25 protein-coding genes and 1 pseudogene are annotated in these 25859 nt (G+C 52.1%); 6 read left to right on the top strand and 20 right to left on the bottom strand.

The genetic code is table 11. The features are described from left to right. Positions 1 to 24: 24 nt before the first annotated feature. From KHQ09_RS17735 to KHQ09_RS17725, 3 genes are all read right to left on the bottom strand, one after another. Complete coding sequence (locus tag KHQ09_RS17735) at positions 25 to 1257, bottom strand: urate hydroxylase PuuD (RefSeq protein ID WP_213599671.1); 1233 nt, start codon at positions 1255 to 1257, stop codon at positions 25 to 27. A 94-nt stretch (positions 1258 to 1351) separates the two neighbouring features. Then, the gene (locus KHQ09_RS17730; RefSeq protein WP_213599669.1) at positions 1352 to 2536 is read right to left on the bottom strand and encodes an aminotransferase; all 1185 of its coding nucleotides are present in this window, start codon (positions 2534 to 2536) and stop codon (positions 1352 to 1354) included. Positions 2537 to 2590: 54 nt separating this feature from the next. Beyond that, entirely contained in the window at positions 2591 to 3064 is a 474-nt protein-coding gene (locus tag KHQ09_RS17725; protein WP_213599667.1) for a YbaN family protein, read from the bottom strand. Positions 3065 to 3864: 800 nt separating this feature from the next. Here KHQ09_RS17725 and KHQ09_RS17720 point away from each other — a divergent pair. Together KHQ09_RS17720 and KHQ09_RS17715 are read left to right on the top strand one after the other, a co-directional pair. Next, a pseudogene (locus KHQ09_RS17720) lies at positions 3865 to 4152 on the top strand (septal ring lytic transglycosylase RlpA family protein); the annotation flags it as partial. Positions 4153 to 4397: 245 nt separating this feature from the next. Continuing rightward, positions 4398 to 5027 (top strand): transglutaminase-like cysteine peptidase, encoded by a 630-nt coding sequence (locus KHQ09_RS17715; RefSeq protein WP_116088675.1) that lies wholly within the window; start codon positions 4398 to 4400, stop codon positions 5025 to 5027. 27 nt (positions 5028 to 5054) lie between these two features. Here KHQ09_RS17715 and KHQ09_RS17710 read toward each other — a convergent pair whose 3' ends face one another. From KHQ09_RS17710 to KHQ09_RS17660, 11 genes are all read right to left on the bottom strand, one after another. After that, positions 5055 to 6590 carry a YifB family Mg chelatase-like AAA ATPase gene (locus KHQ09_RS17710; RefSeq protein WP_213599665.1) on the bottom strand — a complete coding sequence of 512 codons (1536 nt, stop codon included), beginning with the start codon at positions 6588 to 6590 and terminating at the stop codon, positions 5055 to 5057. Between the two features lie 128 nt (positions 6591 to 6718). Next, complete coding sequence (gene gshB, locus KHQ09_RS17705) at positions 6719 to 7660, bottom strand: glutathione synthase (RefSeq protein WP_075653958.1); 942 nt, start codon at positions 7658 to 7660, stop codon at positions 6719 to 6721. Positions 7661 to 7761: 101 nt separating this feature from the next. Next, entirely contained in the window at positions 7762 to 8055 is a 294-nt protein-coding gene (locus KHQ09_RS17700) for a DUF1330 domain-containing protein (protein WP_028233483.1), read from the bottom strand. Positions 8056 to 8077: 22 nt separating this feature from the next. Next, positions 8078 to 8797, bottom strand: a complete 720-nt coding sequence (pyrF, locus tag KHQ09_RS17695) for an orotidine-5'-phosphate decarboxylase (RefSeq protein WP_420801461.1) — start codon at positions 8795 to 8797, stop codon at positions 8078 to 8080. 67 nt (positions 8798 to 8864) lie between these two features. Next, complete coding sequence (locus KHQ09_RS17690; RefSeq protein ID WP_116088671.1) at positions 8865 to 9425, bottom strand: NADPH-dependent FMN reductase; 561 nt, start codon at positions 9423 to 9425, stop codon at positions 8865 to 8867. 131 nt (positions 9426 to 9556) lie between these two features. Next, positions 9557 to 10156, bottom strand: a complete 600-nt coding sequence (gene pmtA, locus KHQ09_RS17685) for a phospholipid N-methyltransferase PmtA (protein ID WP_028233481.1) — start codon at positions 10154 to 10156, stop codon at positions 9557 to 9559. Between the two features lie 199 nt (positions 10157 to 10355). Beyond that, positions 10356 to 11501, bottom strand: coding sequence for a molecular chaperone DnaJ (gene dnaJ, locus KHQ09_RS17680; RefSeq protein ID WP_022709399.1), 1146 nt, complete (start codon positions 11499 to 11501; stop codon positions 10356 to 10358). A gap of 390 nt (positions 11502 to 11891) precedes the next feature. Beyond that, the gene (gene dnaK / locus KHQ09_RS17675; protein ID WP_213599661.1) at positions 11892 to 13799 is read right to left on the bottom strand and encodes a molecular chaperone DnaK; all 1908 of its coding nucleotides are present in this window, start codon (positions 13797 to 13799) and stop codon (positions 11892 to 11894) included. Between the two features lie 317 nt (positions 13800 to 14116). After that, positions 14117 to 15088 (bottom strand): Gfo/Idh/MocA family protein, encoded by a 972-nt coding sequence (locus KHQ09_RS17670; RefSeq protein WP_213599659.1) that lies wholly within the window; start codon positions 15086 to 15088, stop codon positions 14117 to 14119. Positions 15089 to 15103: 15 nt separating this feature from the next. Continuing rightward, positions 15104 to 15730: a nucleotidyltransferase family protein gene (locus KHQ09_RS17665; RefSeq protein ID WP_213599657.1), complete on the bottom strand. Its 627-nt coding sequence runs from the start codon at positions 15728 to 15730 to the stop codon at positions 15104 to 15106. 14 nt (positions 15731 to 15744) lie between these two features. Beyond that, the gene (locus KHQ09_RS17660; protein ID WP_213599655.1) at positions 15745 to 16629 is read right to left on the bottom strand and encodes a LysR family transcriptional regulator; all 885 of its coding nucleotides are present in this window, start codon (positions 16627 to 16629) and stop codon (positions 15745 to 15747) included. Between the two features lie 100 nt (positions 16630 to 16729). Here KHQ09_RS17660 and KHQ09_RS17655 point away from each other — a divergent pair, with 100 nt between their 5' ends. Next, the gene (locus KHQ09_RS17655; RefSeq protein WP_213599653.1) at positions 16730 to 17710 is read left to right on the top strand and encodes an aldo/keto reductase; all 981 of its coding nucleotides are present in this window, start codon (positions 16730 to 16732) and stop codon (positions 17708 to 17710) included. Positions 17711 to 17763: 53 nt separating this feature from the next. Here KHQ09_RS17655 and KHQ09_RS17650 read toward each other — a convergent pair whose 3' ends face one another. Beyond that, on the bottom strand, positions 17764 to 18960 hold the full coding sequence (locus KHQ09_RS17650) for an MFS transporter (protein WP_238481683.1): 1197 nt from the start codon (positions 18958 to 18960) through the stop codon (positions 17764 to 17766). A gap of 136 nt (positions 18961 to 19096) precedes the next feature. Between KHQ09_RS17650 and KHQ09_RS17645 the strand changes: the two genes are divergently transcribed. From KHQ09_RS17645 to KHQ09_RS17635, 3 genes are read left to right on the top strand one after another with little or no spacing between them, the layout of a single operon-like run. Continuing rightward, the gene (locus KHQ09_RS17645) at positions 19097 to 19705 is read left to right on the top strand and encodes a TetR/AcrR family transcriptional regulator (protein WP_116088665.1); all 609 of its coding nucleotides are present in this window, start codon (positions 19097 to 19099) and stop codon (positions 19703 to 19705) included. A 20-nt stretch (positions 19706 to 19725) separates the two neighbouring features. Next, positions 19726 to 20112: a GFA family protein gene (locus KHQ09_RS17640; protein ID WP_213599652.1), complete on the top strand. Its 387-nt coding sequence runs from the start codon at positions 19726 to 19728 to the stop codon at positions 20110 to 20112. A 7-nt stretch (positions 20113 to 20119) separates the two neighbouring features. Further along, entirely contained in the window at positions 20120 to 20473 is a 354-nt protein-coding gene (locus tag KHQ09_RS17635) for a VOC family protein (RefSeq protein ID WP_213599650.1), read from the top strand. A gap of 61 nt (positions 20474 to 20534) precedes the next feature. Here the strand turns inward: KHQ09_RS17635 and pheT are convergent, their stop codons facing one another. The 5 genes from pheT to infC all read right to left on the bottom strand — a co-directional run bounded on the left by pheT (position 20535) and on the right by infC (position 25739). Beyond that, the gene (gene pheT, locus KHQ09_RS17630; protein WP_213599648.1) at positions 20535 to 22952 is read right to left on the bottom strand and encodes a phenylalanine--tRNA ligase subunit beta; all 2418 of its coding nucleotides are present in this window, start codon (positions 22950 to 22952) and stop codon (positions 20535 to 20537) included. Between the two features lie 20 nt (positions 22953 to 22972). Then, complete coding sequence (pheS, locus tag KHQ09_RS17625; RefSeq protein WP_075653947.1) at positions 22973 to 24082, bottom strand: phenylalanine--tRNA ligase subunit alpha; 1110 nt, start codon at positions 24080 to 24082, stop codon at positions 22973 to 22975. A 178-nt stretch (positions 24083 to 24260) separates the two neighbouring features. After that, positions 24261 to 24662: a 50S ribosomal protein L20 gene (rplT, locus tag KHQ09_RS17620; RefSeq protein ID WP_022709387.1), complete on the bottom strand. Its 402-nt coding sequence runs from the start codon at positions 24660 to 24662 to the stop codon at positions 24261 to 24263. A gap of 24 nt (positions 24663 to 24686) precedes the next feature. Continuing rightward, positions 24687 to 24890: a 50S ribosomal protein L35 gene (gene rpmI, locus KHQ09_RS17615; RefSeq protein ID WP_113943738.1), complete on the bottom strand. Its 204-nt coding sequence runs from the start codon at positions 24888 to 24890 to the stop codon at positions 24687 to 24689. A gap of 309 nt (positions 24891 to 25199) precedes the next feature. Then, positions 25200 to 25739 carry a translation initiation factor IF-3 gene (gene infC, locus KHQ09_RS17610; protein ID WP_075653946.1) on the bottom strand — a complete coding sequence of 180 codons (540 nt, stop codon included), beginning with the start codon at positions 25737 to 25739 and terminating at the stop codon, positions 25200 to 25202. Between the last annotated feature and the right edge of the window lie 120 nt (positions 25740 to 25859).

The raw sequence follows: 25859 nt of genomic DNA, 5'->3' as shown, positions 1-25859 counted from the left end.
GTCAGTATTACAACATAGATTCGATCAGGGTTTAGAAGCTGAAGCCGTCTCATACCAGCGCCGCAGCAACAGACGCTCCTCCGCATTCATACCGGTGAGATTGGACGGTGGCATGGCATGAGACCGCGCTGCATGGAGATAGATTTCTTTGGCATGAGCGGCGATCGCAACATCACTGTCGAGAATGACACCCTTTGGTGGCACCAGAATGCCCTCCCATGACGGCTCCGCCGTATGGCACATGGAACAACGCCCCAAAACCGTATCACGCACCGTCGCAAATTCCGACGTATTGATGTATTTTTGCTGGAGTGTCGAGGCTTGCGCTTCACCCGCATTGTCCAGCTGCTTCGGTTCGGTGGACAGCCACATAATCACGATAAACAGCAGCACTGTTGCCAGCCATGTCCAAGTCGGGCTGCCTTTGCGCGCGTGGCGTGTATTGAACCAATGGCGGATTGTTACCCCCATCAGAAACACCAGCGATGCAATAATCCAGTTATATTTCGTGCCGAATGCCAGAGGATTATGGTTCGACAACATCAGGAAGATAACCGGCAGCGTCAGATAGTTATTATGTGTGGAACGCTGCTTGGCTATCACGCCATATTTGGGGTCGGGAGTGCGTCCGGCAATCAGATCCGCGACCACTTTCTTCTGGTTCGGAATGATAATCATGAACACATTCGCGGACATAATCGTGGCGGTGAAAGCGCCGAGATGCAGGAAGGCCGCGCGTCCGGTAAACAGTTGCGTATAGCCCCATGCCATAAGAACCAGCACGAAATAGAGGATCACCATCAATTGGGTGGTATTGCGCCCGAGCGGGGATTTGCACAGCAGATCATAGATGATCCAGCCACCGGCAATGGAAGCCAGTGAAATGATGATCGCCGTGGTGCGGGAAACATTCAGCACCTGCGGATCAATCAGATAGAGATCAGCACTGCCGTAATAAACAATAGCAAGAAGCGCAAAGCCTGACAGCCATGTGGCATAGGATTCCCACTTGAACCAGATCAGGTCTTCCGGCATACGCGACGGCGCCACCAGATATTTCTGAATATGATAGAAACCGCCACCGTGAACCTGCCATTCCTCACCATAGGCACCGGGCGGCAGATCGGGCGCTTTGCGCAAGCCCAGATCAAGAGCAATGAAATAGAAAGATGAGCCGATCCACGCAATTGCGGTGATAACGTGGAGCCAGCGGGCAGCAAAGCCAAGCCAGTCCCACGCGATTGCCAGTTCAAACATGCATTCCTCCCCGATATGCAGCAGACCGTCTGCCACTATAGGGGAAGAATCAGCTTAAGCGCCAGATGGTTATATGCGGCACAATGAACAGCAGTTAAAACCGCAGCGCAGCTACACGTTCCGGCAGTTTCGTAATGGTTTCCGCATCCACATTGGCAAAAGCAAAGCGCAGGAAGTCCTGTTGCCCTGCACCGAAATAAGCGCCGGGAATGGTGATAATCCCGCAGGTCTTTGCCAGTTTTTCTGACACAGCAGCAGATTCCACTCCTTTGAAGGGATGGCGGACAAAGGCGAAATAGGCGCCTACGGAAATGGCTTCCCAGCCTTCCATCTGCGCAATCGCACTACGCAAAGCCTGCGCACGATGCGCAATTTCGCGGCGGTTTTCATTACGCCATTCGGTCAGCGGTTCAATCGCCTGCGCAATTGCAGCCTGCGGCGGCAGCGGCGCACAAATCTGCAGATTGTCCATGATCTTGGCAATTTCTGAAATCACAGCTTCCGCCGCAATAATCGCACCTAGGCGATGCCCCGGAATACAGAAAGATTTGGAAAAGCTGTAAAGCTGGATCAGATAATCATTCCAGTCAGCCTCATCGAACAAATGATGCGGCACGGCATCGGCATCTTCGAGAAAGTCACGGTAAGTCTCATCGAGAATCAACCATGTGCCATTGGCACGGCAAATTTCATAAATCTGCTTCAGCACGTCCGGTGAATAAACCGCACCGGTCGGATTATTCGGCGTGACCAGCGCCAGAACTTTAATGCCTGCATGGAGAACCTGTTTCAGTTCCTGCGGGTCAGGTACAAAACCATTTTGTGCACGACATGGCATCAGCTCCAGCTTGATACCGAGCATCGCCAGCGAAGTTTCATGGTTGAAATAGAGCGGATTGCTCAACATCACCGTATCACCGGCACCAGCCAGCGCCATCACGGCTGCGATAAAAGCCTGATTGCAACCGGCTGTAATCTGCACCAGTGCAGCATTGAGTTTGGCTTTATAAAGCTGGCTCACATGCGCGGCATAGGCTTCACGCAGCGCCGGCAGACCTTCAATCGGCCCGTAATTGGCAAAAGCTTTGGAAGATGCCGCTTCGCCGGAAAAACGCAGCATTTCATCATGCGGCGGATAACCCGGTACGGCCTGCGACAAATCAATCAACGGCCCCAAAGCACCGTCATAGGCCTGCGCCCATGCTTTGACAGCAGGAATTGGCGGCAAAGATAAAGCAGAAACTGCCGGATTAATCCGCGGCGCAGCATTGTCACTCATAATAGGCTCCCAGATATTATGCATCCGGCAGCACCATCAGATATGCGCCGGATTTTACTCCTCTGGTCGGGATACCACATAGTAAGCACAAGCCAACATAAAAAGCGCAACGCCTGCGCCTAAATATAATCCGGGCTGAGCACTCCAGAGAAAAATCGCATAGCCGATCATCATACCGCCGCAAGCAAATTTCTTGGCGCGGCGCGGAATCGCGCCGCGATCGCGCCACTTAATGACCAAAGGCCCGAATTGCGGGTGCGCCAGAATGCGCTTTTCCAGCTTGGGTGATGAGCGGGCAAAAAACCATGCCGCCAGAATAATAAAGATTGTCGTCGGCATCACCGGCAGAATTGCACCGATAATCCCTAATCCCAGCATCAGAAAACCGAGACACAGATAAAGAAATCGTTGCGGGCCGGACAGAACAACCGCTTGAGCAGGCGTCTGCTCTTGCTGCACGCGCTCCGGTGTCGTGACCGGCTTGAGCTCAGGCCTGCTCTGGGAATGATCCGATGGAGGAAGCGACATAATACGATCCGATATAATCTTCTGTTCCGGCTTTTGCCTGCCAACGTTTGCTTGCCTACGTTTTCGGGCTGAGTTTGCACATTTTTCAGCAGCAAAACCATCCTCCCCGATTCTGCCTGCCGGTCTTATTGTGCATCCCAAAACGCCTGTATTAAGCTCTAAACCCAAAAGGTGAGACAAGCAATCAGCTTTCAAAAACGTGATCACCGGCCAAAATCACAATTTCGCCACAATATTTACACCTTGGCGGAAAGCTTTTTAAACTTGGCCTGCAAACACAGATTGTACCGGCCGCCCCTTGGACTCAGTCTTGAATCCGAAAGTAAACATGTCCAGTTCTTGAAATGCGATCAGACGCAGAGACATATTTCCATAAAAACAAATAATGACAAATACATTTTCGATTCATAAAAGAAAAACTTGAAAATATAAAAGTCTTAACTCATAATATATACTCAATATAACGAAATTTTACAGATTGTTAACCTAAAATTCAATCCAAAATATATTCCATTTGTGACCATTTCAGCGCCACATTTACATTGCAATTGAGCGTCTGAACTTCTGTTACTTCAGATTATTGATAACGACAGACCGGATGACTGACTGCAATCTATCCGCATTCTGCGCCCGCGCTCTGACACAACCGTCGCGCCCGAAATTTTGTACAATGATTGTACAACCTCCGGCTGCTGACACCGGTACGACCTATGACGACAATCCGCACCAAGCGCCTGCCTGCCCTCTTTGCATTTTCCGCCGCTGTCTTTTTAGTTTCTGCTTTTTCCGGCAGTCAGGCTGAAGCTGCTGCGGCCAATTGCGGCCGCGCCTCCTGGTATGCACTGACATCAAAAACCGCATCAGGTGAACGCATGAATCCGGCAGGTATGACTGCCGCACACCGCACCCTGCCGCTCGGCAGCAAAGTCCGTGTGACCAATCAGAACAACGGAAAATCGCTCGTGGTACGCATCAACGACCGCGGCCCGTTCATCAAAGGCCGTGTTCTGGATCTTTCCAAAGGCGCAGCGCAGAAACTCGGTTTTGTCGGCGCAGGCCATACCAAGGTTTGCTACAACAAGCTGTAATCGACGCCGAAGCATTTCCTGTTCATTCTGAAACACCGGAAATGCTCGGCCTGTTTGCTTTCACGCATTGCCGGCCGCAAACCGGTTTCCGTTTTTACGGGAATATTAAAGGGGCAAAACTGCCTCTTAATGCTTGTTAACCATTTCTTAATAAACTCGGGCGTAGCGCGCCCCGCACAATTGACTCTTACCTGTTACCGATATTAACATTTCGTTAATAAGTAGCTGTGGCTGAGGCGTTGTGTATGTTCAGTTTTGTAAAATTTAAAAATCTGACACTGTCAGCCGCAGGCTTGGTAGCAAGTTTGGTATTGGCGCTTGGCTCATCAGCACTTGCAGCACAAACAGGCAGCCCGTTCATGGCAACCGGCGGTTTAACATCACAGCCAATCGGTCATTACGAATTCTGCAAACGACTGCCAGCCGAATGCAATGTTACTTCTGCGCAGACAGCGCCGGTCAAGCTCGATCAGGCAACATGGGCGAAAATTGTTCAGGTCAATATTGAAGTCAACGCGCTGATCCAGCCAATGACTGATATGGAAATCTATGGCGTGGAAGAATACTGGACTTATTCGACCACTGTCGGCGATTGTGAAGAATATGTCCTGCTCAAGCGTCGTGAACTGGCCAAAGCCGGTATTCCGCTCAGCTCATTGCTCATCACTGTTCTGCGTAAACCGGACGGTGAAGGCCATGCGGTTTTGACCGTGCGCACTGATCGTGGTGATTTCATCCTCGATAATCTGACCGATGCCGTGAAAAACTGGCAGGAAACCGATTATACCTATCTCAAGCGTCAGGCTGCGAACCATACCGGTCGCTGGGTTTCCATTGAAACTCCGGGCAATCTGGTTGTCGGCGCTGTTAAATAAACCAGCAGCGTAATATAAGCGGCCTGGTCAGGCACTGACCATTTCCGTCGATGTACGATAGGAAACAGCCTCAGCCACATGTCTGCGCTCCACATGCGCCGCCACTTCAAGATCAGCCAGCGTACGTGCGACTTTCAAAACACGATGATAGGCACGTGCTGACAGCCGCAATTTCTCACTCACATCATAAAGCAATCTGCGTCCGTCATTGCTGACTGCGGCTACCTCCTCCAATATATTGGGCGGACAGGCCGCATTGGTCATAATATGCGCTATGCCCGATTGCCGGTAACGCTCCTGCTGAATTTGCCGCGCCTGCGCCACACGTTGAGCCACAGCAGCACTGCTTTCCGCCTGCCCCGTTAGGATCAAATCTGAAGGTTTAAGCGCCGCCACATCCACACGCAGATCAATACGATCCAGCAATGGCCCTGATATCCGCGCCTGATAATCACTGCGACAACGCGGCCCCCGCGCACAAGTAAAGCCCGGCTCTCCCGCCATACCGCATTTGCACGGGTTCATCGCCGCCACCAGCTGAAACCGTGCCGGATAGCTGATGCGATGATTGGCACGGGCAATCATACATTCACCTGTTTCCAAAGGCTGACGCATCGAATCCAAGACCTGTGGCGAAAACTCCGGTAATTCATCGAGAAACAGCACCCCGTGATGTGCCATCGATATCTCACCGGGCTTGACTTTATGCCCACCACCAACCATCGCCGCCATAGAGGCTGAATGATGCGGGCTGCGAAACGGACGCCGGTCTGTGAGTCTCCCCCCCGATAGCGTGCCGGAAACAGAGGCAATCATCGAGACATCGAGCATCTCCCGTGGAGACAAGGGCGGCAAAATACCGGGCAGGCGCTGCGCCAGCATGGACTTGCCCGAACCCGGAGGGCCGACAAACAGCAAATTATGGTTGCCCGCAGCCGCCACTTCCAGAGCACGCTTAGCCGTCTCCTGCCCCTTCACATCCGCCAGATCAGGAAACATCTCCGGCCCCTCTGAAAAGCTCCGTATGGCCGGTTGCGGACGGGACAGCACCTGTGTACCGCGAAAATGATTGGCGAGCGCAATAAGACTGCGCGGACTGAGGATCGGCATATCCGCATCAGCCCATGCAGCCTCTGCCCCGCAAGCCTGCGGGCAGATCAATCCGAGATCATGCATATTGGCGGTTATCGCTGCGGGCAGCACACCGGCAACCGGTGCGATTGTGCCATCCAGTGCCAGTTCACCAAGCACCACAAAGGATTGCAGACAATCTTCCGGCAAAGCACCGACCGCCACCATCAGCCCCATGGCAATCGGCAGATCATAATGCGAGCCTTCTTTGGGCAAATCTGCCGGTGCCAGATTGATGGTCACTTTCTTCACCGGCATTGACAGACCGGAAGCATGGAGCGCCGCCTGCACCCGCTCACGGCTCTCAGCCACCGCTTTGTCCGGCAGGCCGACAATCGACATGCTCATCTTGCCCGGTGCCGCCATCACCTGCACATCAACAAGCTTGGCCTCAATACCCTGAAAAGCAACTGTGCTGACCCGTGCAATCATTTCATGTCCCCACCCGATGCATCATTTTAAGCAGGGGAAATGCACAACATCAACAAACAAAAACACCGGAACTGCAAATGAGTTTCCGGTGTTTTATTAATTATATCAATTAGTTATAAAGATGAAATTTAAGCGCGCTTGGCCTCAACCACATCCCAGAACAATTGCGCAATATCCGCACCACCGAAGCGTTTGATCTCACGGATACCGGTCGGTGAGGTCACGTTGATTTCGGTCATATAGTCACCGATCACATCAATGCCGACGAGAATAAAGCCACGCTCTTTTAGCGACGGTCCGATGCGTGCGCAGATTTCTTTTTCACGTGGTGTCAGTTCCGTGGCTTCCGCACGACCGCCGACATGCATGTTGGAGCGGGCATCGCTCTCCGCCGGTACGCGGTTGATTGCCCCCACCGGTTCACCATCAATCAGAATAATGCGCTTATCGCCAGAGCGTACATCTTTCAGATAACGCTGCGCGATGAACGGCTCGCGATACATCTGCTCGAACATTTCCAGCAGTGATGTCAGATTGCGGTCATCTGTCGTCAGGTGGAAGACGCCTGCACCGCCATTGCCGTAAAGCGGCTTGATGATGATATCGCCGAACTCCCTGCGGAATTTGAGCACTTCCTGCAAGTCTTTGGTAATCAGTGTTTCCGGCATCAGATCCGGAAATTCTGTGACAAAGATTTTCTCAGGGCTGTTGCGCACCCATGCCGGATCATTCACCACCAATGTCTTCGGATGAATACGCTCCAGAAGATGGGTTGTGGTGATATAATTCATGTCAAAAGGCGGATCCTGACGCAGCAGGATAACGTCCATTTCCGACAAATCCGTATGCACGGCTTCACCGAGTGTGAAATGATCGCCTTCAATATCACGCACCTGCAACGGCTCCAGAGCCGCGCTGACCACACCATCACGCATCGACAGGCGATCCGGTGTGTAATGATAAAGCTCATGGCCACGCTCTGCTGCCGCAAGGCACAAAGCAAAGCTGGTATCACCCGCGATACGAATGGAATTGATATGGTCCATCTGAACCGCAATTTTCAAAGCCATGGTGCCCTCTGTCTCATAATTTCAGTAACTGCTACGCATATTTAATACAAAATACCGGCCAGTAAAGGCCGGTATTTATAATGCTAACTACATTAATGTGATCAGGCTGCATTGCCTTCAACAATTATAACCTCACCATCGGCAACAGTCTGACGAATTGCCACAGCTGCCTGATATTCCGGTGAATTATAACAATCCAATGCATGCTGCATGCTTGGAAATTCAATGATGACATTACGCGCGCGTCCCTGCCCTTCTACCGCATGGGCAGCGCCGCCACGCGCAATGAAATTGGCACCGAAGCGCTCAAAAGCGGGCTTGGCTGTGCTGATATAATCTTTGTAACGCTCAGCATCACGCACATCGACACGGGCAATCCAGTAAGCTTTCGTCATCATTTACTCCCATTCATGATTTTCACACAGCTGCAGCCATTTCTTCCAGAATGCTCTGTGCCGCCGCTTTACGATCTGCAGCACCAACAATCGGACGCGCCACAACCAGATGGCTCGAACCGGCGCGAAGTGCATCTGCCGGTGTCATCACACGCTTCTGGTCTCCGGCTTCACTGCCCGCAGGACGGATACCCGGTGTGACAATCGCCATATCCGGCCCGACAATTTTACGGATAGCGGCCGACTCAGCGGCAGAGGCTACAATACCACCCATGCCTGCATCATGTGCCTGCTGCGCACGGCGCAGCACCAGTTCTTCCGGTGACATAGTGTAACCGGCCTCCAGCATATCCGCCTGATCCATTGAGGTCAGCACAGTCACACCAAGCAGGCAGAGGTCTGAGCCTTTGGCAGCTTCCACAGCGGCACGCATCGCCTTCGGATAGGCATGCAGCGTCATCATGGTCACACCGCGCTTGGCGATATTTTCCACGCCTTTGGCGATTGTATTATCGATATCGAGTAGTTTCACATCGAGAAAGACTTTTTTGCCCATCGAGAGCAGGTGTGAAGCAAAATCCAGACCACCGCCCTTTGCCGTTTGCGAAAACACCAGCTGGTAACCGATTTTATAGAACGAAACCGTATCGCCAAGTTCCTCAACGATCTTTTCCGCTGCAATCACATCCGGCACATCAAGGCCAACGATCAACCGGTCGCGCACACTGCTCACATCCATCATCTGTCTCCGCACTTCATTCTGATCTGAAATTTATCCCTCATCGCACAACAAGCGCTGAGTGAAAAGATCAGATCTTGCTGATAAGGCTGCGGCAAACACGGGCAAGGGTCTGCGCCGTGCGTTCATCGCGCAAAGCGCCGTCTTCATTGAATGCCTGATGGGCATGGGGAACAGAGCATTGTTCGGAAATAATCTGGGTATTGAGCATCATCATAACCGAGCGCAGATGATACAGACCGCGCATACCGCCAAATCCACCCGGTGAAGACGAGCACAGTGCCACCGTCAGATGCGATGTCGGCTGAAATGGTTTACCACCATCCTCATGAATACGGCTGATCCAGTCCAGCGTGTTTTTCAGCAGAGGCGGGATTGAGGAATTATATTCAGGCGAAGCAATCAGCAGGCCTTTATGCGCGGCAAACAACCGTGCAAGCTTATAGGCATTTTCAGGAATTCCCTCTTCCGCCTCCAGATCCTGATCCATAATCGGCAGCGGATAATCTTTGAGCGAAATATAGGTTACTTCTGCGCCCTGCCGCGTCAGTTCCTGCACGGCAGCTCCGGCAAGCTGACCGCTATAGGCATTTTTACGGGTGGATCCGGCAAAAACGAGAACTGAGGACATAGGGCTGATCCTTTCAATGACGGCAAAACAAATAGTCAGAACATCACTATTTAGCGCCGCATATAAAAAAGCAACGCCGCATCAACATTCTGATACGGCGTTCTGTGCTGCATTTTACGACTGGTCGTAATCTATACCAGAATCCGGCGGTAAACCCACAGGCGCGCAGGCGGCAGGTTGCGCAGAATAAAATCAAAACCTTCGACACTATAGGCACCACGCCCGACCGGCAGCGGTGAAACCGGCCCGTAAGAAATCTGCATCACCGGACGGCCGGCAGGAATACGGGTCAGCAAATCGCCAAGAAATGCCAGTCGTTTTTCCATCGGGAAATTAAGCAGCGGCACAGCGGAAATCACGCTGTCAAACTGCTGATCCCGCGCTTCACCAAGCACATTATCAAGATCAAAGGCATCACCCTGCAGGAAGTTCACACCCGCATAAGTGCTCTGCAAATGGTGAAAAAACTCAGCCGAATATTCAACTGAATACAGGTTCTGCGGCTCAATTCCGCGCTCAAGAATGGCTTTGGTAATCACACCGGTGCCGGGTCCCAGTTCCAGAACCGGCAGTCCCGATGACGGGTTAACAATGCTGGCCATGCGGCGTGCTGTAACACCACTTGTCGGCAGGATGGCACCGACAGCTTTCGGCTTATCGATCCAGCCTTTGAAGAAGCGGATCTCTTCATCGAATTTTTGTGCAAGTTTCTTTGGTATCAGCCCAGCCATCAAATACTCCCATATGTCGCCAGCAGACAAAGAATTGCCGCGTTTCGCGGCGGAAGCAAGGCAAAAACGGAGAGAGATGATATTTTTCTTCGTGAGCCCCATAAAATAGGGCGCATAAAAAAGCGGCACTTGCATGAAATACAAATGCCGCTCCGGTTATTTTCTGCAATAAAAGCGCTTAGAGCATAATTTTAAAGCTCTAATCGCGAATACCTTCAAAGAATTCTTTCATCCGCGAGAAAAAGCCGGTCGATTGCGGGCTGTTCTCCTTTGACGAAATCTGCTCAAACTCTTCGAGCAATTCACGCTGACGCTTGCTCAAATTCTGCGGTGTTTCAATCGCAATCTGGATATAGAGATCACCCGTTGTCTGCTGGCGCAGCACCGGCATGCCCTTACCCTTGAGGCGGAACTGTTTGCCGTTCTGGGTGCCTTCCGGCACTTTCACACGGGTCTGCGTACCATCAAGCGTTGCCACTTCAAACTGACCGCCCAGTGCTGCTGTCGCCATCGAGATCGGCACTTTGCAATAAAGGTCAGATCCGTCACGCTGGAAGAATTCATGCGGCTTGATCGACAGGAAAATATAAAGATCGCCGCTCGGTCCGCCGCGTGTACCGGCTTCACCCTCACCGGTCAGGCGAATGCGTGTGCCGTCTTCAATCCCTGCCGGAATATTGACCGACAGATTGCGTTCCTGACTGATACGTCCCGCACCGTCACATTTCGGGCACGGATCTTTAATCATCTGGCCACGGCCGTTACAGGTGTGACAGGTACGCTCCACTGAGAAAAAGCCCTGCGCCACGCGCACACGACCGGCGCCGCCGCAAGTTGTACAGGTAACCGGCTGTGTGCCTTTCTTGGCACCCGTGCCCGTGCATTCCTCACAGGAAATAGAGCCCGGAACACTGATCTGTGCCGTTTTACCGGCATAGGCTTCTTCGAGTGTTACTTCCATATTATAGCGCAGATCGGCACCGCGCTCACGGCCGCCGGAGCGACGGTTGCGGCCACCACCCATAACATCGCCGAAAATATCCTCGAAAATATCAGCAAAGCCACCGGCACCAAAACCGCCGCCGCCGAAGCCGCCAAATCCGCCGGCACCGCCACCGCCATTTTCAAAGGCTGCATGACCGAAACGGTCATAGGCCGCACGTTTTTGCGGGTCTTTCAGCACGTCATAGGCTTCGCCTAGCTCAAGAAATTTGCGCTCTGCTTCCGCATCATTCGGATTGCGATCCGGATGATATTGCATTGCCAGTTTGCGATAAGCGGTTTTAATAACCTTATCATCCGCAGTTCTGACAACGCCGAGCGTTTCGTAGTAATCCACTTTCATAAACCATTCGTCCCGATGGCTGTTGTCTGATGATGTCGCCCCGATCAGAACATTTTCAGACAGTCATTGAAGGTTGTCGCAGCCCTAGAGCGTGTCGCGTTTAATCGTATCCACGGCTCTCGCTCTAACGGTTTGTTTTGCGCATGTCTTAAACCCAAAACCGGTGCCCACTTTTGGGAGACATGCTCTAGTTTTTAACAAACCAATATCCGGCGCTGACCTGTTCATCCCGTCCGGTTTATGTGGTGACACCGCAAACCGATGTCCAGAGACGGGTAAATTCATGTGCCCGGAATTTTGCATTTTGCCGTGAAAGACATGCAAAACCGCAGGCAACTGAATGGACAAAAGCCCGGCACTAAGCCGGGCTTTGCCTTTCAACCTGATAAATCAGGATTTCTTTTTGTCTTCGTCGATTTCTTCGAAATCGGCGTCAACAACATCGTCCTTATCAGCGCGGGCATCAGCAGCGTCTTCGCCACCTTCTTCAGCCTGTGCTGATTCATACATAGCCTGACCAAGCTTCATGGAAGCTTCAGCAAGGGTCTGTGTTTTCGCTTTGATGTCTTCCGCATCATCGCCTTCAACAGCGGTTTTCAGTGCAGCAAGAGCTGTTTCGATCGCAGCCTTGTCATCACCGGAAACTTTATCGCCATAGTCTTTCAGCGACTTCTCGGTCGAGTGGATCAGAGCTTCAGCCTGGTTCTTGGCTTCCACAGCTTCACGGCGTGCCTTATCGGCATCCGCATTGGCTTCCGCATCTTTGATCATCTTCTCAATATCAGCATCGGACAGACCACCGGATGCCTGAATACGGATCTGATGTTCTTTACCGGTGCCTTTATCTTTCGCGGTCACGTTAACAATACCGTTCGCGTCGATGTCAAAAGTCACTTCAATCTGCGGTACGCCGCGTGGTGCAGGCGGAATGCCAACCAGATCAAACTGGCCGAGCATCTTGTTGTCTGCAGCCATTTCACGCTCGCCCTGCGAAACGCGGATCGTCACAGCCGACTGATTATCTTCAGCGGTCGAGAAGGTCTGCGATTTCTTGGTCGGAATGGTTGTGTTGCGGTCGATCAGACGGGTGAACACACCACCAAGTGTTTCAATACCGAGTGACAGCGGTGTTACGTCAAGCAGCAGAACGTCTTTAACGTCACCCTGCAAAACACCGGCCTGAATAGCAGCACCCATTGCAACCACTTCATCAGGGTTCACACCCTTATGTGGTTCTTTGCCGAAGAAAGCTTTAACAACTTCCTGAATTTTCGGCATACGGGTCATACCACCGACCAGCACAACTTCACTGATTTCACCGGCTTTCAGACCAGCGTCACGCAGTGCAGCTTTACATGGTTCAATGGTGCGCTGAACCAGATCATCCACCAGGCTTTCAAACTTCGCACGCGACAGTTTGATGGCAAGGTGCTTAGGACCGGTTGCATCAGCGGTGATGAATGGCAGGTTGATTTCGGTCTGCTGAGCAGAAGACAGTTCGATCTTGGCTTTTTCTGCGGCTTCCTTGAGGCGCTGCAGAGCCAGCTTGTCGTTCTTCAGATCAATGCCCTGCTCTTTTTTGAATTCTGCTGCCAGATATTCAACCAGACGCATGTCAAAGTCTTCACCGCCGAGGAAAGTGTCACCATTGGTGGACTTAACTTCGAACACGCCATCGCCGATTTCGAGGATGGATACGTCGAACGTACCACCACCAAGGTCGTAAACAGCAATAGTTTTGGCTTCGCTCTTATCGAGACCATAGGCCAGAGCCGCAGCGGTTGGTTCGTTGATGATACGCAGAACTTCCAGACCGGCAATTTTACCGGCATCTTTGGTTGCCTGACGCTGAGCATCGTTGAAGTAAGCAGGAACTGTAATAACAGCCTGTGTTACATTTTCACCGAGATAGGATTCAGCGGTTTCCTTCATCTTCTGAAGGATCATCGCGGATACCTGCGAAGGCGAATATTTCTTACCATGGGTTTCTACCCATGCATCGCCATTGTCGCCCTTAACGATATTGTAAGGTACGAGATCTTTGTCTTTGGTGACCATCGGATCATCAAAGCGGCGGCCGATCAGGCGCTTAACAGCAAACAGCGTGCCTTCCGGATTGGTAACAGCCTGACGTTTCGCAGGCTGGCCAGCGAGACGTTCGTCACCATCGGTAAAAGCAATAATCGAAGGCGTTGTACGTGCACCTTCAGCATTCTCAATGACCTTCGCAGTCTTACCGTCCATAACGGCGACGCAGGAGTTGGTCGTTCCCAGATCGATACCAATTACTTTAGCCATATTTATTCTTCTCCATTCAGCGAACTGCCGGGACCTCTGCCGAGCATTCCATGTGGCAGCCCCTATCGGGTTTTTGACAAAACGAACCGGCTTTTAAACGCCTGATCGCCACGAGTCGAGGGGTATATAAGAAGGGGGGATTTTCACTGCAAGCCACAAGCCCGCGGTTGCGACAAAAATCCCGCATTTTGATGCGTTTTTTATCTGTTTTGAGCGATTTTGACGGTTTTTTCAGAATTTAAAAAATTATTACAGCACGAAGCATGCCGCACATCTTATCCAAAAACCGGTTTCCGCTTTTTAGGATGCGCTTTATGTCACTGCTTTTCGGCTGCTGCATAAATCCTGTCAATAACATGTTGGTTGGCTTTTGAGTTTTCAAGACTGAAAAGCACTTCTTTCTCTCCGCGGGCGAAGCGCACAAAAGCATCAGCCTGCAGGCTATATTGGTTGATATTGGAAAAAGTCCATTCCTGTGAAGCTGTGTGTGAACCGTCATGCCATGTGACCCGTGCATGATCATATTTTCCGGCATTGAACGGCGCATGAACCGTAATCATCCCCTGATCGCCATGGAAGACCATCTGCTGACGCCCAGATAGCTGCGTCGCCACATAAAAACTCAGATCAAAATCCACAAAACGTGCCAGCACAGTTGCATAACGGTCGGTGCCGAAATCCGGATCGCGTTCAATACGGGCAAAAATCTCCTGCGGTTCCTGCCCTGTCACTATACGCGTCACTACAGTCGGATAGACCCCGATATCCGGCAAGGCACCGCCGCCAAGTGCGACCTGATTGCGCATATTCGCCGGATCATTATTAAAATATGTGAAGCAGCCCTGTACCATGCGCAAACGGCCGATCTGGCCGGAAGCAATCAGTTCACGCACCTTTGCCCATTGCGGATGATAATAGACCATGAAAGCTTCTGAAATCACCACCTGATGACGGTCACGCGCAGTGATCAGACGGTCAATCTCCTCCGCCTTCAAAGCAATCGGCTTTTCACAGAGCACATGTTTGCCTGCCTCTGCCGCTTTCAACGACCATTCAATATGCTGCGATGTCGGCAGCGGAATATAAACACCGTCAATCTGATCGCTTGCCAGCAATTCCTCATAGGAGCCGAAGCTCAAAGGTGCATTAAAGCGGTCGGCCACGGCACGGGCACGCGCCGCATCGCGGCTGGCAATGCCTTGCACCACACCGGTTTCAGATGCCGCGATTGCAGGAAGTACCTGCGTGATACCAATATTGGCGGTCGATAAAATACCCCAGCGGAACATAAGGATACCTTTCCGTTATGAATTGAGTGCGGTCATTTCAGGCCACGGAACAACTGTCACTTCCGGCCAGTTCTTCTGTGCCCGCAGACCTTTGACATGATGTGTTTCACGATTATCAGCCACCGGATTGGGTGTCATCCGAAGCGAAAAAATATCATCCAGACCGAAAGGCGCATAGAGTTTCAAGCTGCCATCCGGCTCAAGTCTTATGCCGACCGCATGGGTTTTCGAAGCAAAGCGGTCAATGCTGTTTTCACTGGAGCGCAAAGGCGGACAAACCAAACCAAAATGCTTTTCAAACCACAAATGCACCCGCGCCTGATTGCGGATTTCCACCGGCAAAGGCACAGCGGAAAACACCCCGTCACCTGTCTTGATGATCCGGTCTTCTGCCTCGTAGGATATGTCGGAAGCATCATAATAAAACAGGTCAATATCTTTGACGCCATGGGTTTCCGGCCTGCCGGTCAGCACATTCCACACCAGATTATAGAGCGCGCCGGATACAATATACCAATCCGGCAGGTTCAGCTGCTGTGCGCGGCTCAGCACATCCTTCAGAAGCGGGCTGTTTCGGATAATATCCAGAAAAATATCTTGCTGCTCCTGTGCGGGCAGTCCGGAAAAACGCAAATGGGACATAGGATTTCCGACGGTTATAATTTGAAAAAATCAATAAAAGCACGAAGCGCCGGCCGCATGTTACGCCGGTTCGGATAATAAATATACATACCCGGAAATTGCTGTGTCCAGTCCGGCAAAACCTCTGTCAGCGTACCTTTCTGTATATATTCTTCAACATAAGGTTCCAGCAGCGAAACCAGCCCTGCACCATCCAGTGCCGCCTGCAACAACAGGTGATTATCATCCAGTATCAGCGGGCCGCTCAGCTTGACATCCAGCCGGTGCCCCTGTTTTTCAAACTCCCAGTGATAAAGACTGCCGGATGAAAACCGCTTGAGAATACAACGATGTGTCATCAGATCCTGCGGATGCAGCGGTGTGCCATGGCGCTCAAGATAGGCCGGAGACCCGACCACCGGACTGCGCAAGGCTTGCCCAAGCGGTACGGCAATCATATCTTTCTCAAGACTTTCTCCTAAGCGGATACCGGCATCAAAACCGGCGGCAACAATATCCACAAACTGATCTTCAATGTGGATATCCAGCACCACATCCGGAAAGGCCTCACCGAATGCCTGAAATTTCGGTGCCAGAAACAGATGCGCGGCAGAGCGCGGCGTGCTGATCCGCACCGTTCCGGCAGGTCTGACACGCATATCCTGCACGGCCAGCAATGCAGCATTGATACCACCCAGCGCCGGTGCAAGTTCTGTCAGCAGAAGCTGTCCTGCTTCTGTCAGATGCACTGAGCGGGTGGTTCTTGAAAGCAGCGTAATGCCAAGATCAGCCTCAAGCTGGGCAACAGCCTGACTGACGGCAGAGGGTGCAATAGCCAGTTCTTTTGCCGCCGCACGAAAACTGCCATGATCGGCAACTGTGGCGAAAACCGCCAATTGGGAGAGCTGAGAGCGTTTCATTGATCTGTTTTACAGAACAGGGCGTAAAAATAAAACCGGATTATCGAACAATCAGAACTGACATATGTTTTCGTCACCGGATGAAATAAGGAAAATCACCATGAAAATGCGCAAACTCGGCTCTGAACTGACAGTCTCGGCTCTTGGTCTTGGCTGCATGGGCATGAGCCATGCCTATGGCGGACAGGATGAGGCAGAAGCCATCCGCACCCTGCATCATGCGGTGGACAGCGGCATGACATTCTTTGACACGGCAGAGGTCTACGGGCCATTTGAAAATGAAAAACTGGTCGGCAAGGCACTGAAACCGCACCGTGATAAAGTAACCATTGCCACGAAATTCGGCTTCAAAATTGAAGGCGACACATCAAATGGTGTGAACAGCCATCCCGATCATATCCGTGCTGTGGCAGAAGCCTCCTTACAACGCCTTGGTATTGAGGTGATTGACCTGTTCTACCAGCACCGTGTTGATCCGGCAGTGCCGATTGAAGATGTGATCGGTACATTGAAAGACCTGATTGCTGAGGGAAAAATCCGCACCATCGGCCTGTCTGAAGCAGGACCTGAAACACTGCGCCGCGCCCATGCAGTACACCCGATAGCTGCATTACAAAGCGAATATTCGCTCTGGGTGCGCGATCCGGAAACCACAGTGCTACCGGTCTGCCGTGAGTTGGGCATCGGCTTTGTGCCTTACAGCCCGCTTGGTCGTGGTATGCTGGCAGGCAGTGTCCGCACACAAGCTGATCTGGCAGAGAATGATTTTCGCAAAACCCTGCCACGCTTCCAGCCGGAAAATCTCGCTGCCAATAATGCGCAGATTGATCTGATCGAACAGATTGCAGCCGGTAAACAAATCACACCGGCGCAGCTCGCACTGGCATGGGTGCTCAATCAGGCAGAATTTATCGTGCCTATCCCCGGTACCCGCAAAATCAGCCGTCTCGATGAGAATATCAAAGCCGCAGAGATTGATCTCTCGGCTGAGGAGTTAAAACAGATCGGCGCCATCATCACGCCTGATCAGGTATCCGGAAAACGCTACACGGATGCTTCGCTGGCCATGACGGGTCTTTAAACAAAATGACGCTGTTTCAACGGATGAAACAGCGTCACTCAATCACCCCCCCATCACAGACGGCGCAAAGAACGGGGTGCCAGTGTCAGCAATGCTGCCAGTGCCATACCAAAACCAACCCAGAGCGGGGCATGCAGGCCGGAGCCGTTTTCCAGCGCCAGACCACCTGCCCAGGGGCCAAAGCTCAGGCCGATATTAATCACCGACGCATGCATGGCATTAACCAGTGCACCGGGATGGGCAATGCGCATGATACGGGCAACCAGCGGAGGATTAAGCGCAATCCCCGTCAGACCAATCAGAACAACAGAAAGCAGTGCTGCCGGTTTTGATTCTGCAAAACACGCAAAAATCAGCATTGCAACAACCATGACCGCGATACCGCCAATCAGAAGCGGCATCGTATAGCGATCAGCAAAACGACCGTTCAGAAAGTTACCTGCAATATTGGCAATACCATAGAGAGCCAGCAGAAACGGCATGAGATGAACCGGAAACTGTGCCAGATCGGTCATAATCGGAGAGAAATAGCTATAAAAAGCAAAGGACGAGCCGATTGCCAATGCGCTGGTGGCATAAGCTGCCCAGAGAGCAGGATTGCGCATATCCTGAAGCTCAGTCTGCAAGGTTGCCGAGTGACCCGCAGGGCTTTTCTCAATTTTCAGCGCAACAGTCAGGGCACAGAATAATATCACCAGCACAATCAGCCAGAAGCTGACCCGCCAGCCAAACAGGCTGTCTATCCATGTGGCCAGCGGCACACCCAATGCTGTCGCCAGCATCAGCCCTGCAAAGACCAGCGACACGGCACGTCCCCGCATATTGGCTGCCACCAGACGCGCAGTGATTGCCAGCATCAGACCAAATCCTGCAGCGGCTGCAATGCCGGTGAGCACACGGGCCACCATCATCACCTCAAAACTTGAGGTCGAGGCTGCAACGCTTTGAGCAATGGCATAGAAGATCAGGAGACCAAGCAAGCCGTTTTTATGTTCAACGCGCAAAGCCAGAAACAGCAACGTCACCACCGGCCCGCCAAAAACCATACCCAAGGCATAGAGGGAAATCAGATTGCCGATATCGGCAATGGACCGGCCAAAGGCCTGCTGCAGCGACGGCAACAGACCGGAAATCATCAGTTCGGATGTTGTTAAAGCAAAAACACCCAGCGATAAGCAATAAACAACCAGCGGAATTGCTGGTTTATGCGCTTCAGAACGCGTAATCGTGTTAACAGCAATATTAGTCATTCGCTCCGCGGGCAGCGCGGAATCGCAAATATCAGTCATCGTGAATCTCATTATGTAGTGATGATTACATAATTCATAGCAACTTGAATGCTGCGGTCAAGTGAATTATATAAGACATACTAAAGAAAGGTATGAAATGGCTTTACGCGGCAGACCGCGCAGCTTTGATCGCGAAGATGCGCTGGACAGAGTTATGAAAGTTTTCTGGGAAAAAGGCTATGAATGCGCCCAGATTAACGACTTTACTGCGGCTATTGGCATTACCCCGCCGAGTTTTTATGCCGCTTTCGGCTCCAAGGAGCAGGCCTTCCGTGAGGCGGTGGATCATTACACCGCAACAATCGGCGGAGCGCCTCTGGTTGCGCTGGATAAAGCGGAGACGATTCAGCAGGGCATCCGCGCCATGCTGGAAACCCATGCGGATAAAACCTATGCTTGCTCTGCAGGCGGTTGCATGGTCAGCGTCAGCAGCATCCAGTGCAAACCGGAAAACAAACAGGTCAAAGAATTTCTCAAAACCATTCGCCAGACAGCTTTCGAGCGGATTTTCGCCCGCTGTGAACGCGCGCTGAAAGACGGCGACCTGCCGGAAGGCACAGACCTGACGCAGATGGCAGAATTCTACCATGCCATGTTGCAGAGCCTGTCCTATGAAGCCCGTGACGGCGGCAGCCGCGAGTCTGTGCAAAGCATTATTGAAATGGCTATGCGCGCCATGCCGGAGCGTGTAACAGTACCGGCCTGACAAACGGGACATCAGAAAAAATGATGAAAACCTATAGTGGCGGCTGTCTGTGTGGCTCCATCCGTTTTGAAGCGCAAAGTGATCCCTTAAAGCTCAAGCCCCACGGTTGCTGCTGTAAAATTTGTCAGCGACACACAGGGGCGCTAACCGCAACTTGGGTGGAATTTGCTGCTCAGGCCGTGCGCTGGACCGGTGAAGGCGGCGAGCCAGCCACATACCGCTCCTCCCATTATTCCAAACGTGCTTTCTGCCCGTCCTGCGGCAGCTCTGTCGGTGCGATTGATGACGAACCGGTTGTAGCCCTGCTGCTCGGCTGTTTCGACGATAATAATCAGCCGGAATTCGCACCGGAATATACGTCTTTTGAAGATATGAAACCCGACTGGTGGCATCCGGAACGCCGATAGAGCCACAATGACCAGCCAGACAATCGCCTCCGTCCTCATCCATGTCAGTGATGTTGCTGCAGCCCTGCAATGGTATCAGCGGGTTTTTCCGCAGGCTGTGGCACAACGGCTGGAGGAATTTGACTTTGACTATCTTAAAATCGGCTCTGTTGATCTGGAGATCGTGCCCGCCGATGGAAAAGTAGCCTCAGGCGCTGCCGGTTCTGTCGTCTATTGGCAGGTGGAGGATTTCGATAAGGCTGTCGCGCATATGTTGTCAGTCGGCGGAGTTCTTTATCGCGGCCCGTTAAATATTCAGGACGGCTTACGCATGTGCCAGATCCGCGACCCGTGGGGCAATTGCATCGGCCTTCGCGGCTAAATACAGAATTATAAAAAACCCGCCATTTCGGCGGGTTTTTTGTTTTCCATATTGGCAAAAATCAGCCGCGCAATGTGCCGCCGGTCTGCTTGGTAACAGCCTCGACGATCCGCTTGGCTACGCCTTCCAGATCTTCATCGGTCAGCGTGCGGTCAAGCGGCTGCAACACCACTTCCACAGCCACAGACTTCTTGCCTTCACCCAGTGATGCGCCGGTGAAAATGTCAAACACCTGTGCACCGGCAATCAACTTCTTCTCGGCAGAATTCACTGCACGGACAATCGCTGCTGCATCAACAGTGCTGTCGACAACAAAAGCAAAGTCACGCTTCACGCTCTGGAACTGCGACAGTGTCAGAGCTGGCTTGGTCGCACCGGATTTCTGCTTTGGCTCAGGGATAGCGTCGATAAACACTTCAAAGCCGCACAGAGCGCCCGAAACATCGAGCAGTTCCAGTGCATCCGGATGGAACTCACCGAAAGTACCGAGCACCACTTTAGGACCTAATTTCAGCGTGCCGGAACGACCCGGATGATACCATGACGGACCACCGGCTTCGATCTGAATACGGTCAACCGGCGCACCGCAGGCTTCCAGAACCGCCAGCGCATCCGCTTTCGCATCAAACACGCCAACATTTTGCGCATTGCCTGACCAGAAACGACCTGCACCTTCAACACCGGCTGTACCGCGACGGATACCACCGGCCACGCGGCGCTGGTCTTCCGGCTTGTCACCTTCATAGGTACCCGACACTTCAAACAGCGCCAGATCAGCAAAACCACGGTCAGCATTGCGCTGGGCAGCAGACAACAGCCCCGGCAGCAGGCTCGGGCGCATATCCGACATATCGGATGCAATCGGATTTGCCAGTTTCAGTTCCGGTTTGCCACCGCCGAAAGCTTTGGCCTGTGCTTCCGAAATGAAGGAATAGGTCACCGCTTCCATCATGCCGCGTGTTGCCAGAATACGCTTGGCAAGGCGGGTACGGATTTGCAGAGTGGTCAGGATTTTTGTGTTTACACTGCCCATATTTGGCAGCGGCTGCGGTTCAATCTGATTGATGCCGTGAATACGCATCACTTCTTCAACCAGATCAGCCTTGCCTTCCACATCGCCGCGCCATGACGGTACCTTGACCTGAAGCACAGCCTTGCCGTCACCTTCAACTGCGAAGCCGAGACGCGCCAGAATATCTGCAGATTCCTGATAGGAGACTTCAATACCGGTCAGGCGTTTGACTTCCGATACCGGAAATTCAATGGCGCGCGGGCTGTATGGCGTATAGCCGACAGTTTCTGTTTCGGTTGGCTCACCGCCGCAGAAGTCCAGCACCAGTTTCGTTGCCAGTTCAACACCGGATTCCATCATTTCCGGATCAACGCCGCGTTCAAAACGATAGCGTGCATCGGTGATGATACCCAGCTCACGACCGGTACGCGCAATCATATGTGCATCCCAGAGCGCGGATTCAATCAGCACATCCGTGGTGTTTTCATCGCAACCGGAATGTTCACCGCCCATGATACCGGCAATGGATTCCACGCCTTTTTCATCAGCAATCACATAATGATTTGCAGACAGCTTATATTCGCGCTGATCGAGTGCCAGCACGGTTTCACCTTCTTTGGCAGCGCGAACAGTCAGATTGCCCTGCACTTTGGCAGCATCAAACACATGCAGCGGACGGCCATAATCAAAGGTCACATAATTGGTGATATCCACCAGTGCATTGATCGGGCGCAGACCGATTGCTGTGAGGCGCTGCTGCAGCCATTTCGGGCTCGGGCCGTTTTTAACGCCCTTCACCAGACGCAGCGAGAAACCGTTACAGAACGGCTTGTCAGCATCCTGATCGAGAATAACCTTAACCGGTGTAGCGCCTGCACCTTTGACCGGCGCAATCACATCACCTTTCAGCTTGCCGAGACCGGCTGCTGCCAGATCGCGGGCAATACCGTGCACACCGGTGCAATCCGCACGGTTTGGTGTGAGGCCGATTTCGATGACCGGATCATCAATGCCCATATAGGTCGCAAAGCTCATGCCTACCGGCGCGTCTTCCGGCAGATCAATAATGCCATTATGCTCATCAGACAGTTCCAGCTCGCGCTCGGAACACATCATGCCGAAGCTCTCAACACCGCGAATTTTGCCGACGGACAAAGTAACATCGAGACCCGGCACATAATCGCCAGGCTTGCCGAGAACGCCCACCAGACCGGCGCGGGCATTTGGTGCACCGCACACGACCTGTACCGGCTGACCCTCACCCGTATCAACGGTAAGGACGCGCAGCTTATCTGCATCCGGATGCTGAACAGCAGTCAGCACTTTGGCAATTTTAAATGTTTTGAAGGCCGCGCGGTCATCAACCCCGTCCACTTCCAGACCAATATCTGTCAGCTTTTCGAGAATTTCTTCCAGCGTGGCGTCGGTTTCAAGGTGATCCTTGAGCCAGGAAAGCGTGAATTTCATCTGTTTATACCTTCCTGTATTTACGCGCTCAGACCGCCGAACAATGTCGGCAGATCAAGCGGGCGGAAACCATAGTGATTGAGCCAGCGCACATCCGCATCAAAGAAAGCGCGCAGATCAGGCATGCCATATTTCAGCATCGCGATACGGTCGATCCCCATGCCCCATGCAAAGCCCTGATAGACATCAGGATCATAGCCCGCATTGCGTAGCACATTCGGATGCACCATGCCGCAGCCGAGAATTTCCAGCCAGTCATTGCCTTCGCCGAATTTCACATTGCCGCCGGAGCGGTCGCACTGAATGTCAACTTCCATCGACGGCTCGGTGAAAGGGAAGAAGCTCGGACGCAGACGCATCTTGACCGAAGGCACTTCAAAGAACGCCTTGCAGAACTCTTCCAGCACCCATTTGATATTAGCAACATTCGAGGATTTATCGACAACCAGACCTTCCACCTGATGGAACATCGGTGAGTGGGTGGCATCGGAATCCATACGATAGGTCTTGCCCGGAATAACGATACGGATCGGCTCATCGCGACCTTGGCTTTCACGCAGTTTCGCAAAGCGCTCCATCGTATGTACCTGTACCGGCGAAGTATGGGTGCGCAGCAGCTTGCGCTCACCATTTTCATCCGGCTGGAAGAAGAATGTATCGTGCATTTCACGCGCCGGATGACCTTCAGGGAAGTTCAGTGCCGTGAAATTGTAATAATCGGTTTCAATGTCCGAACCTTCGGCAATAGAGAAACCCATATCGGCAAAAATTGCCGTAATCTCATCAATCACCTGAGAAATCGGGTGAATACGACCGCGCGATGCAGCGGAAGGGCGCACCGGCAAGGTCACATCGACCTTCTCGCGCTCCAGCTTCTCAGCAATTGCGATTTTACGCAGCTCGGCTTTACGGGAAGTCAACGCATCCGTGACGCGGTTTTTCAGACCATTAATGGCCGGTCCCTGTGTCTGGCGCTCTTCAGGGCTCATAGCGCCCAGCGATTTCAGCTTTTCAGAAACCGAACCTTTTTTGCCGAGAACGGCAACACGCACGGCCTCAATCGCCTGTTCATCACCGGCAGCGGCAATCTCTGCCAAAATGCCCTGTTCGAGTTGTTCAAGATCGCTCATTATTCAGATCCTTGATAATTGTGCCGTGCAACAACATCTGTTTTTCTCGCATGAAACAATGCGTAAGCCGCTTCTGCCCCATCCGGTATCGTTTTTATTTCAAACGAAAAACCCGCGCCAGTACCACCAGCGCGGGTTCTCCAAATACAATTTCAAAAGCTTTGGAAGAGCGGCTGGCTTAGTTGACAGCGGACTCAAAAGCGTTTGGAGTTGTGTCTTTCAGATATTCAAGCGCTTTCTTTGCGGATGCAACGAGCGCGCCGAATGCTGCTGGCTCATGAATAGCCAGATCCGACAGGACCTTACGGTCTACTTCGATGTTCGCTTTAGCAAGACCATCGATGAAACGGCCATAGGTCAGGCCATGCATGCGAACAGCAGCATTGATACGCTGAATCCACAGAGCGCGGAAAGTGCGCTTGCGGTTCTTGCGATCGCGGTATGCATACTGTTTCGAACGATCGACAGCAGCTTTAGCAGTGCGGATCGTATTTTTACGACGACCGCGGAAACCTTCAGCCTGCTTCAGGACTTTTTTGTGCTTTGCGTGAGCTGTCACGCCGCGTTTAACACGTGCCATAGTATGATATCCTTAAACTAATGCTTACAGGCCGTTCGGCAGGTAATTCTTGACAACAACTTTGGCATCGGCCTCGGAGAGAACCATGGTGCCGCGTGCATCGCGAAGGAACTTGTTTGAACGTTTGATCATACCGTGACGCTTGCCAGCTGCAGCAGCCATCACTTTACCAGTACCGGTGATTTTGAACCGTTTCTTGGCAGCAGATTTGGTCTTCATCTTGGGCATTTTGCTACTCCTTAATTATAGTCCCTGTCGTATCTGCGATACTCCACGCCTCTTGTTTTAATCCCCCTCGTGCCTCGGCACTCCGGCTCTTATTCTCAAGACGTTTTGTCTGCATAAGGCAGAGACTCGATTGTACTTTCAGGCCGACCAAAGCCTGAAAAGCATACAAAACCGCCACGGCATGCCCTGCCGGTCGGTTTGAACAGCGCTTCAATACGCACAAATACAGTAAAAAGCAACTCCAAAGAGTCTAAATAAAAAGCCGCCCGTAGGCGGCTATTTCATTTTACAAAACAGAAATTGCTCTGCTTATCCGCGTGGTGCGAGAACCATCATCATCTGACGGCCTTCAAGCTTTGGCTCTGCTTCAACCTTAGCGATTTCCGCAGTATCTTCCTTAACACGCTGCAACAGCTTCATGCCAAGTTCCTGATGCGCCATTTCACGGCCACGGAAACGCAAAGTAACTTTGACCTTATCTCCGTCTTCAAAGAAACGTCCTGCAGCCTTCAACTTCACTTCATAATCGTGATCGTCGATATTCGGACGCATTTTGAGTTCTTTGATCTCAACCGTCTTTTGCTTCTTACGCGCTTCGGCAGCTTTTTTCTGGTTTTGATATTTCAGCTTGCCAAGATCAACGATCTTACAGACCGGCGGCTCCGCATTAGGAACAATCTCAACAAGATCCAGACCCGCCTCTTCAGCGAGTGCAATGGCTTCCTGAATCGTCACTGTGCCATGGTTCTGGCCTTCGGCGTCAATAAGCTGAACCCGGGGTACCCGGATATCTCGGTTGGAGCGCGGTCCGTCTTTCTGGACCGGCGTCGCTCTGAACGGTCGGCGAATGGTCGTATTCTCCTCGAATTATTAAACATATACGGTGAATTCATGTCCGGATACGGGCTACGAATACCGCAGCTGCATCTTCAGCCTGTCTAAGGCACGCAGGGCAGCGCGAAAGTCAAT

Origin of the sequence: Pseudochrobactrum algeriensis (assembly GCF_018436245.1) — a bacterium.
GTDB lineage: Bacteria > Pseudomonadota > Alphaproteobacteria > Rhizobiales > Rhizobiaceae > Pseudochrobactrum > Pseudochrobactrum saccharolyticum.
Note: the sequence above shows the minus strand (reverse complement) of the source record. Positions and strands in the feature narration are given on the sequence as shown.

What these genes read in the sequence shown, in the direction of transcription:
- dnaJ (WP_022709399.1), bottom strand. Translation starts at nt 11,501, where the DNA reads ATGAAAGTGGATTACTACGAAACGCTCGGCGTTGTCAGAACTGCGGAT.
- KHQ09_RS17700 (WP_028233483.1), bottom strand. Translation starts at nt 8,055, where the DNA reads ATGACGAAAGCTTACTGGATTGCCCGTGTCGATGTGCGTGATGCTGAG.
- KHQ09_RS17655 (WP_213599653.1), top strand. Translation starts at nt 16,730, where the DNA reads ATGAAAATGCGCAAACTCGGCTCTGAACTGACAGTCTCGGCTCTTGGT.
- KHQ09_RS17635 (WP_213599650.1), top strand. Translation starts at nt 20,120, where the DNA reads ATGACCAGCCAGACAATCGCCTCCGTCCTCATCCATGTCAGTGATGTT.
- pmtA (WP_028233481.1), bottom strand. Translation starts at nt 10,156, where the DNA reads ATGGCTGGGCTGATACCAAAGAAACTTGCACAAAAATTCGATGAAGAG.
- KHQ09_RS17670 (WP_213599659.1), bottom strand. Translation starts at nt 15,088, where the DNA reads ATGTTCCGCTGGGGTATTTTATCGACCGCCAATATTGGTATCACGCAG.
- KHQ09_RS17640 (WP_213599652.1), top strand. Translation starts at nt 19,726, where the DNA reads ATGATGAAAACCTATAGTGGCGGCTGTCTGTGTGGCTCCATCCGTTTT.
- KHQ09_RS17735 (WP_213599671.1), bottom strand. Translation starts at nt 1,257, where the DNA reads ATGTTTGAACTGGCAATCGCGTGGGACTGGCTTGGCTTTGCTGCCCGC.
- rpmI (WP_113943738.1), bottom strand. Translation starts at nt 24,890, where the DNA reads ATGCCCAAGATGAAGACCAAATCTGCTGCCAAGAAACGGTTCAAAATC.
- KHQ09_RS17730 (WP_213599669.1), bottom strand. Translation starts at nt 2,536, where the DNA reads ATGAGTGACAATGCTGCGCCGCGGATTAATCCGGCAGTTTCTGCTTTA.
- KHQ09_RS17715 (WP_116088675.1), top strand. Translation starts at nt 4,398, where the DNA reads ATGTTCAGTTTTGTAAAATTTAAAAATCTGACACTGTCAGCCGCAGGC.
- KHQ09_RS17710 (WP_213599665.1), bottom strand. Translation starts at nt 6,590, where the DNA reads ATGATTGCACGGGTCAGCACAGTTGCTTTTCAGGGTATTGAGGCCAAG.
- KHQ09_RS17650 (WP_238481683.1), bottom strand. Translation starts at nt 18,960, where the DNA reads ATGACTAATATTGCTGTTAACACGATTACGCGTTCTGAAGCGCATAAA.
- KHQ09_RS17665 (WP_213599657.1), bottom strand. Translation starts at nt 15,730, where the DNA reads ATGTCCCATTTGCGTTTTTCCGGACTGCCCGCACAGGAGCAGCAAGAT.
- pheS (WP_075653947.1), bottom strand. Translation starts at nt 24,082, where the DNA reads ATGAGCGATCTTGAACAACTCGAACAGGGCATTTTGGCAGAGATTGCC.
- dnaK (WP_213599661.1), bottom strand. Translation starts at nt 13,799, where the DNA reads ATGGCTAAAGTAATTGGTATCGATCTGGGAACGACCAACTCCTGCGTC.
- pyrF (WP_420801461.1), bottom strand. Translation starts at nt 8,797, where the DNA reads ATGATGGATGTGAGCAGTGTGCGCGACCGGTTGATCGTTGGCCTTGAT.
- pheT (WP_213599648.1), bottom strand. Translation starts at nt 22,952, where the DNA reads ATGAAATTCACGCTTTCCTGGCTCAAGGATCACCTTGAAACCGACGCC.
- rplT (WP_022709387.1), bottom strand. Translation starts at nt 24,662, where the DNA reads ATGGCACGTGTTAAACGCGGCGTGACAGCTCACGCAAAGCACAAAAAA.
- KHQ09_RS17690 (WP_116088671.1), bottom strand. Translation starts at nt 9,425, where the DNA reads ATGTCCTCAGTTCTCGTTTTTGCCGGATCCACCCGTAAAAATGCCTAT.
- gshB (WP_075653958.1), bottom strand. Translation starts at nt 7,660, where the DNA reads ATGGCTTTGAAAATTGCGGTTCAGATGGACCATATCAATTCCATTCGT.
- KHQ09_RS17725 (WP_213599667.1), bottom strand. Translation starts at nt 3,064, where the DNA reads ATGTCGCTTCCTCCATCGGATCATTCCCAGAGCAGGCCTGAGCTCAAG.
- KHQ09_RS17645 (WP_116088665.1), top strand. Translation starts at nt 19,097, where the DNA reads ATGGCTTTACGCGGCAGACCGCGCAGCTTTGATCGCGAAGATGCGCTG.
- KHQ09_RS17660 (WP_213599655.1), bottom strand. Translation starts at nt 16,629, where the DNA reads ATGAAACGCTCTCAGCTCTCCCAATTGGCGGTTTTCGCCACAGTTGCC.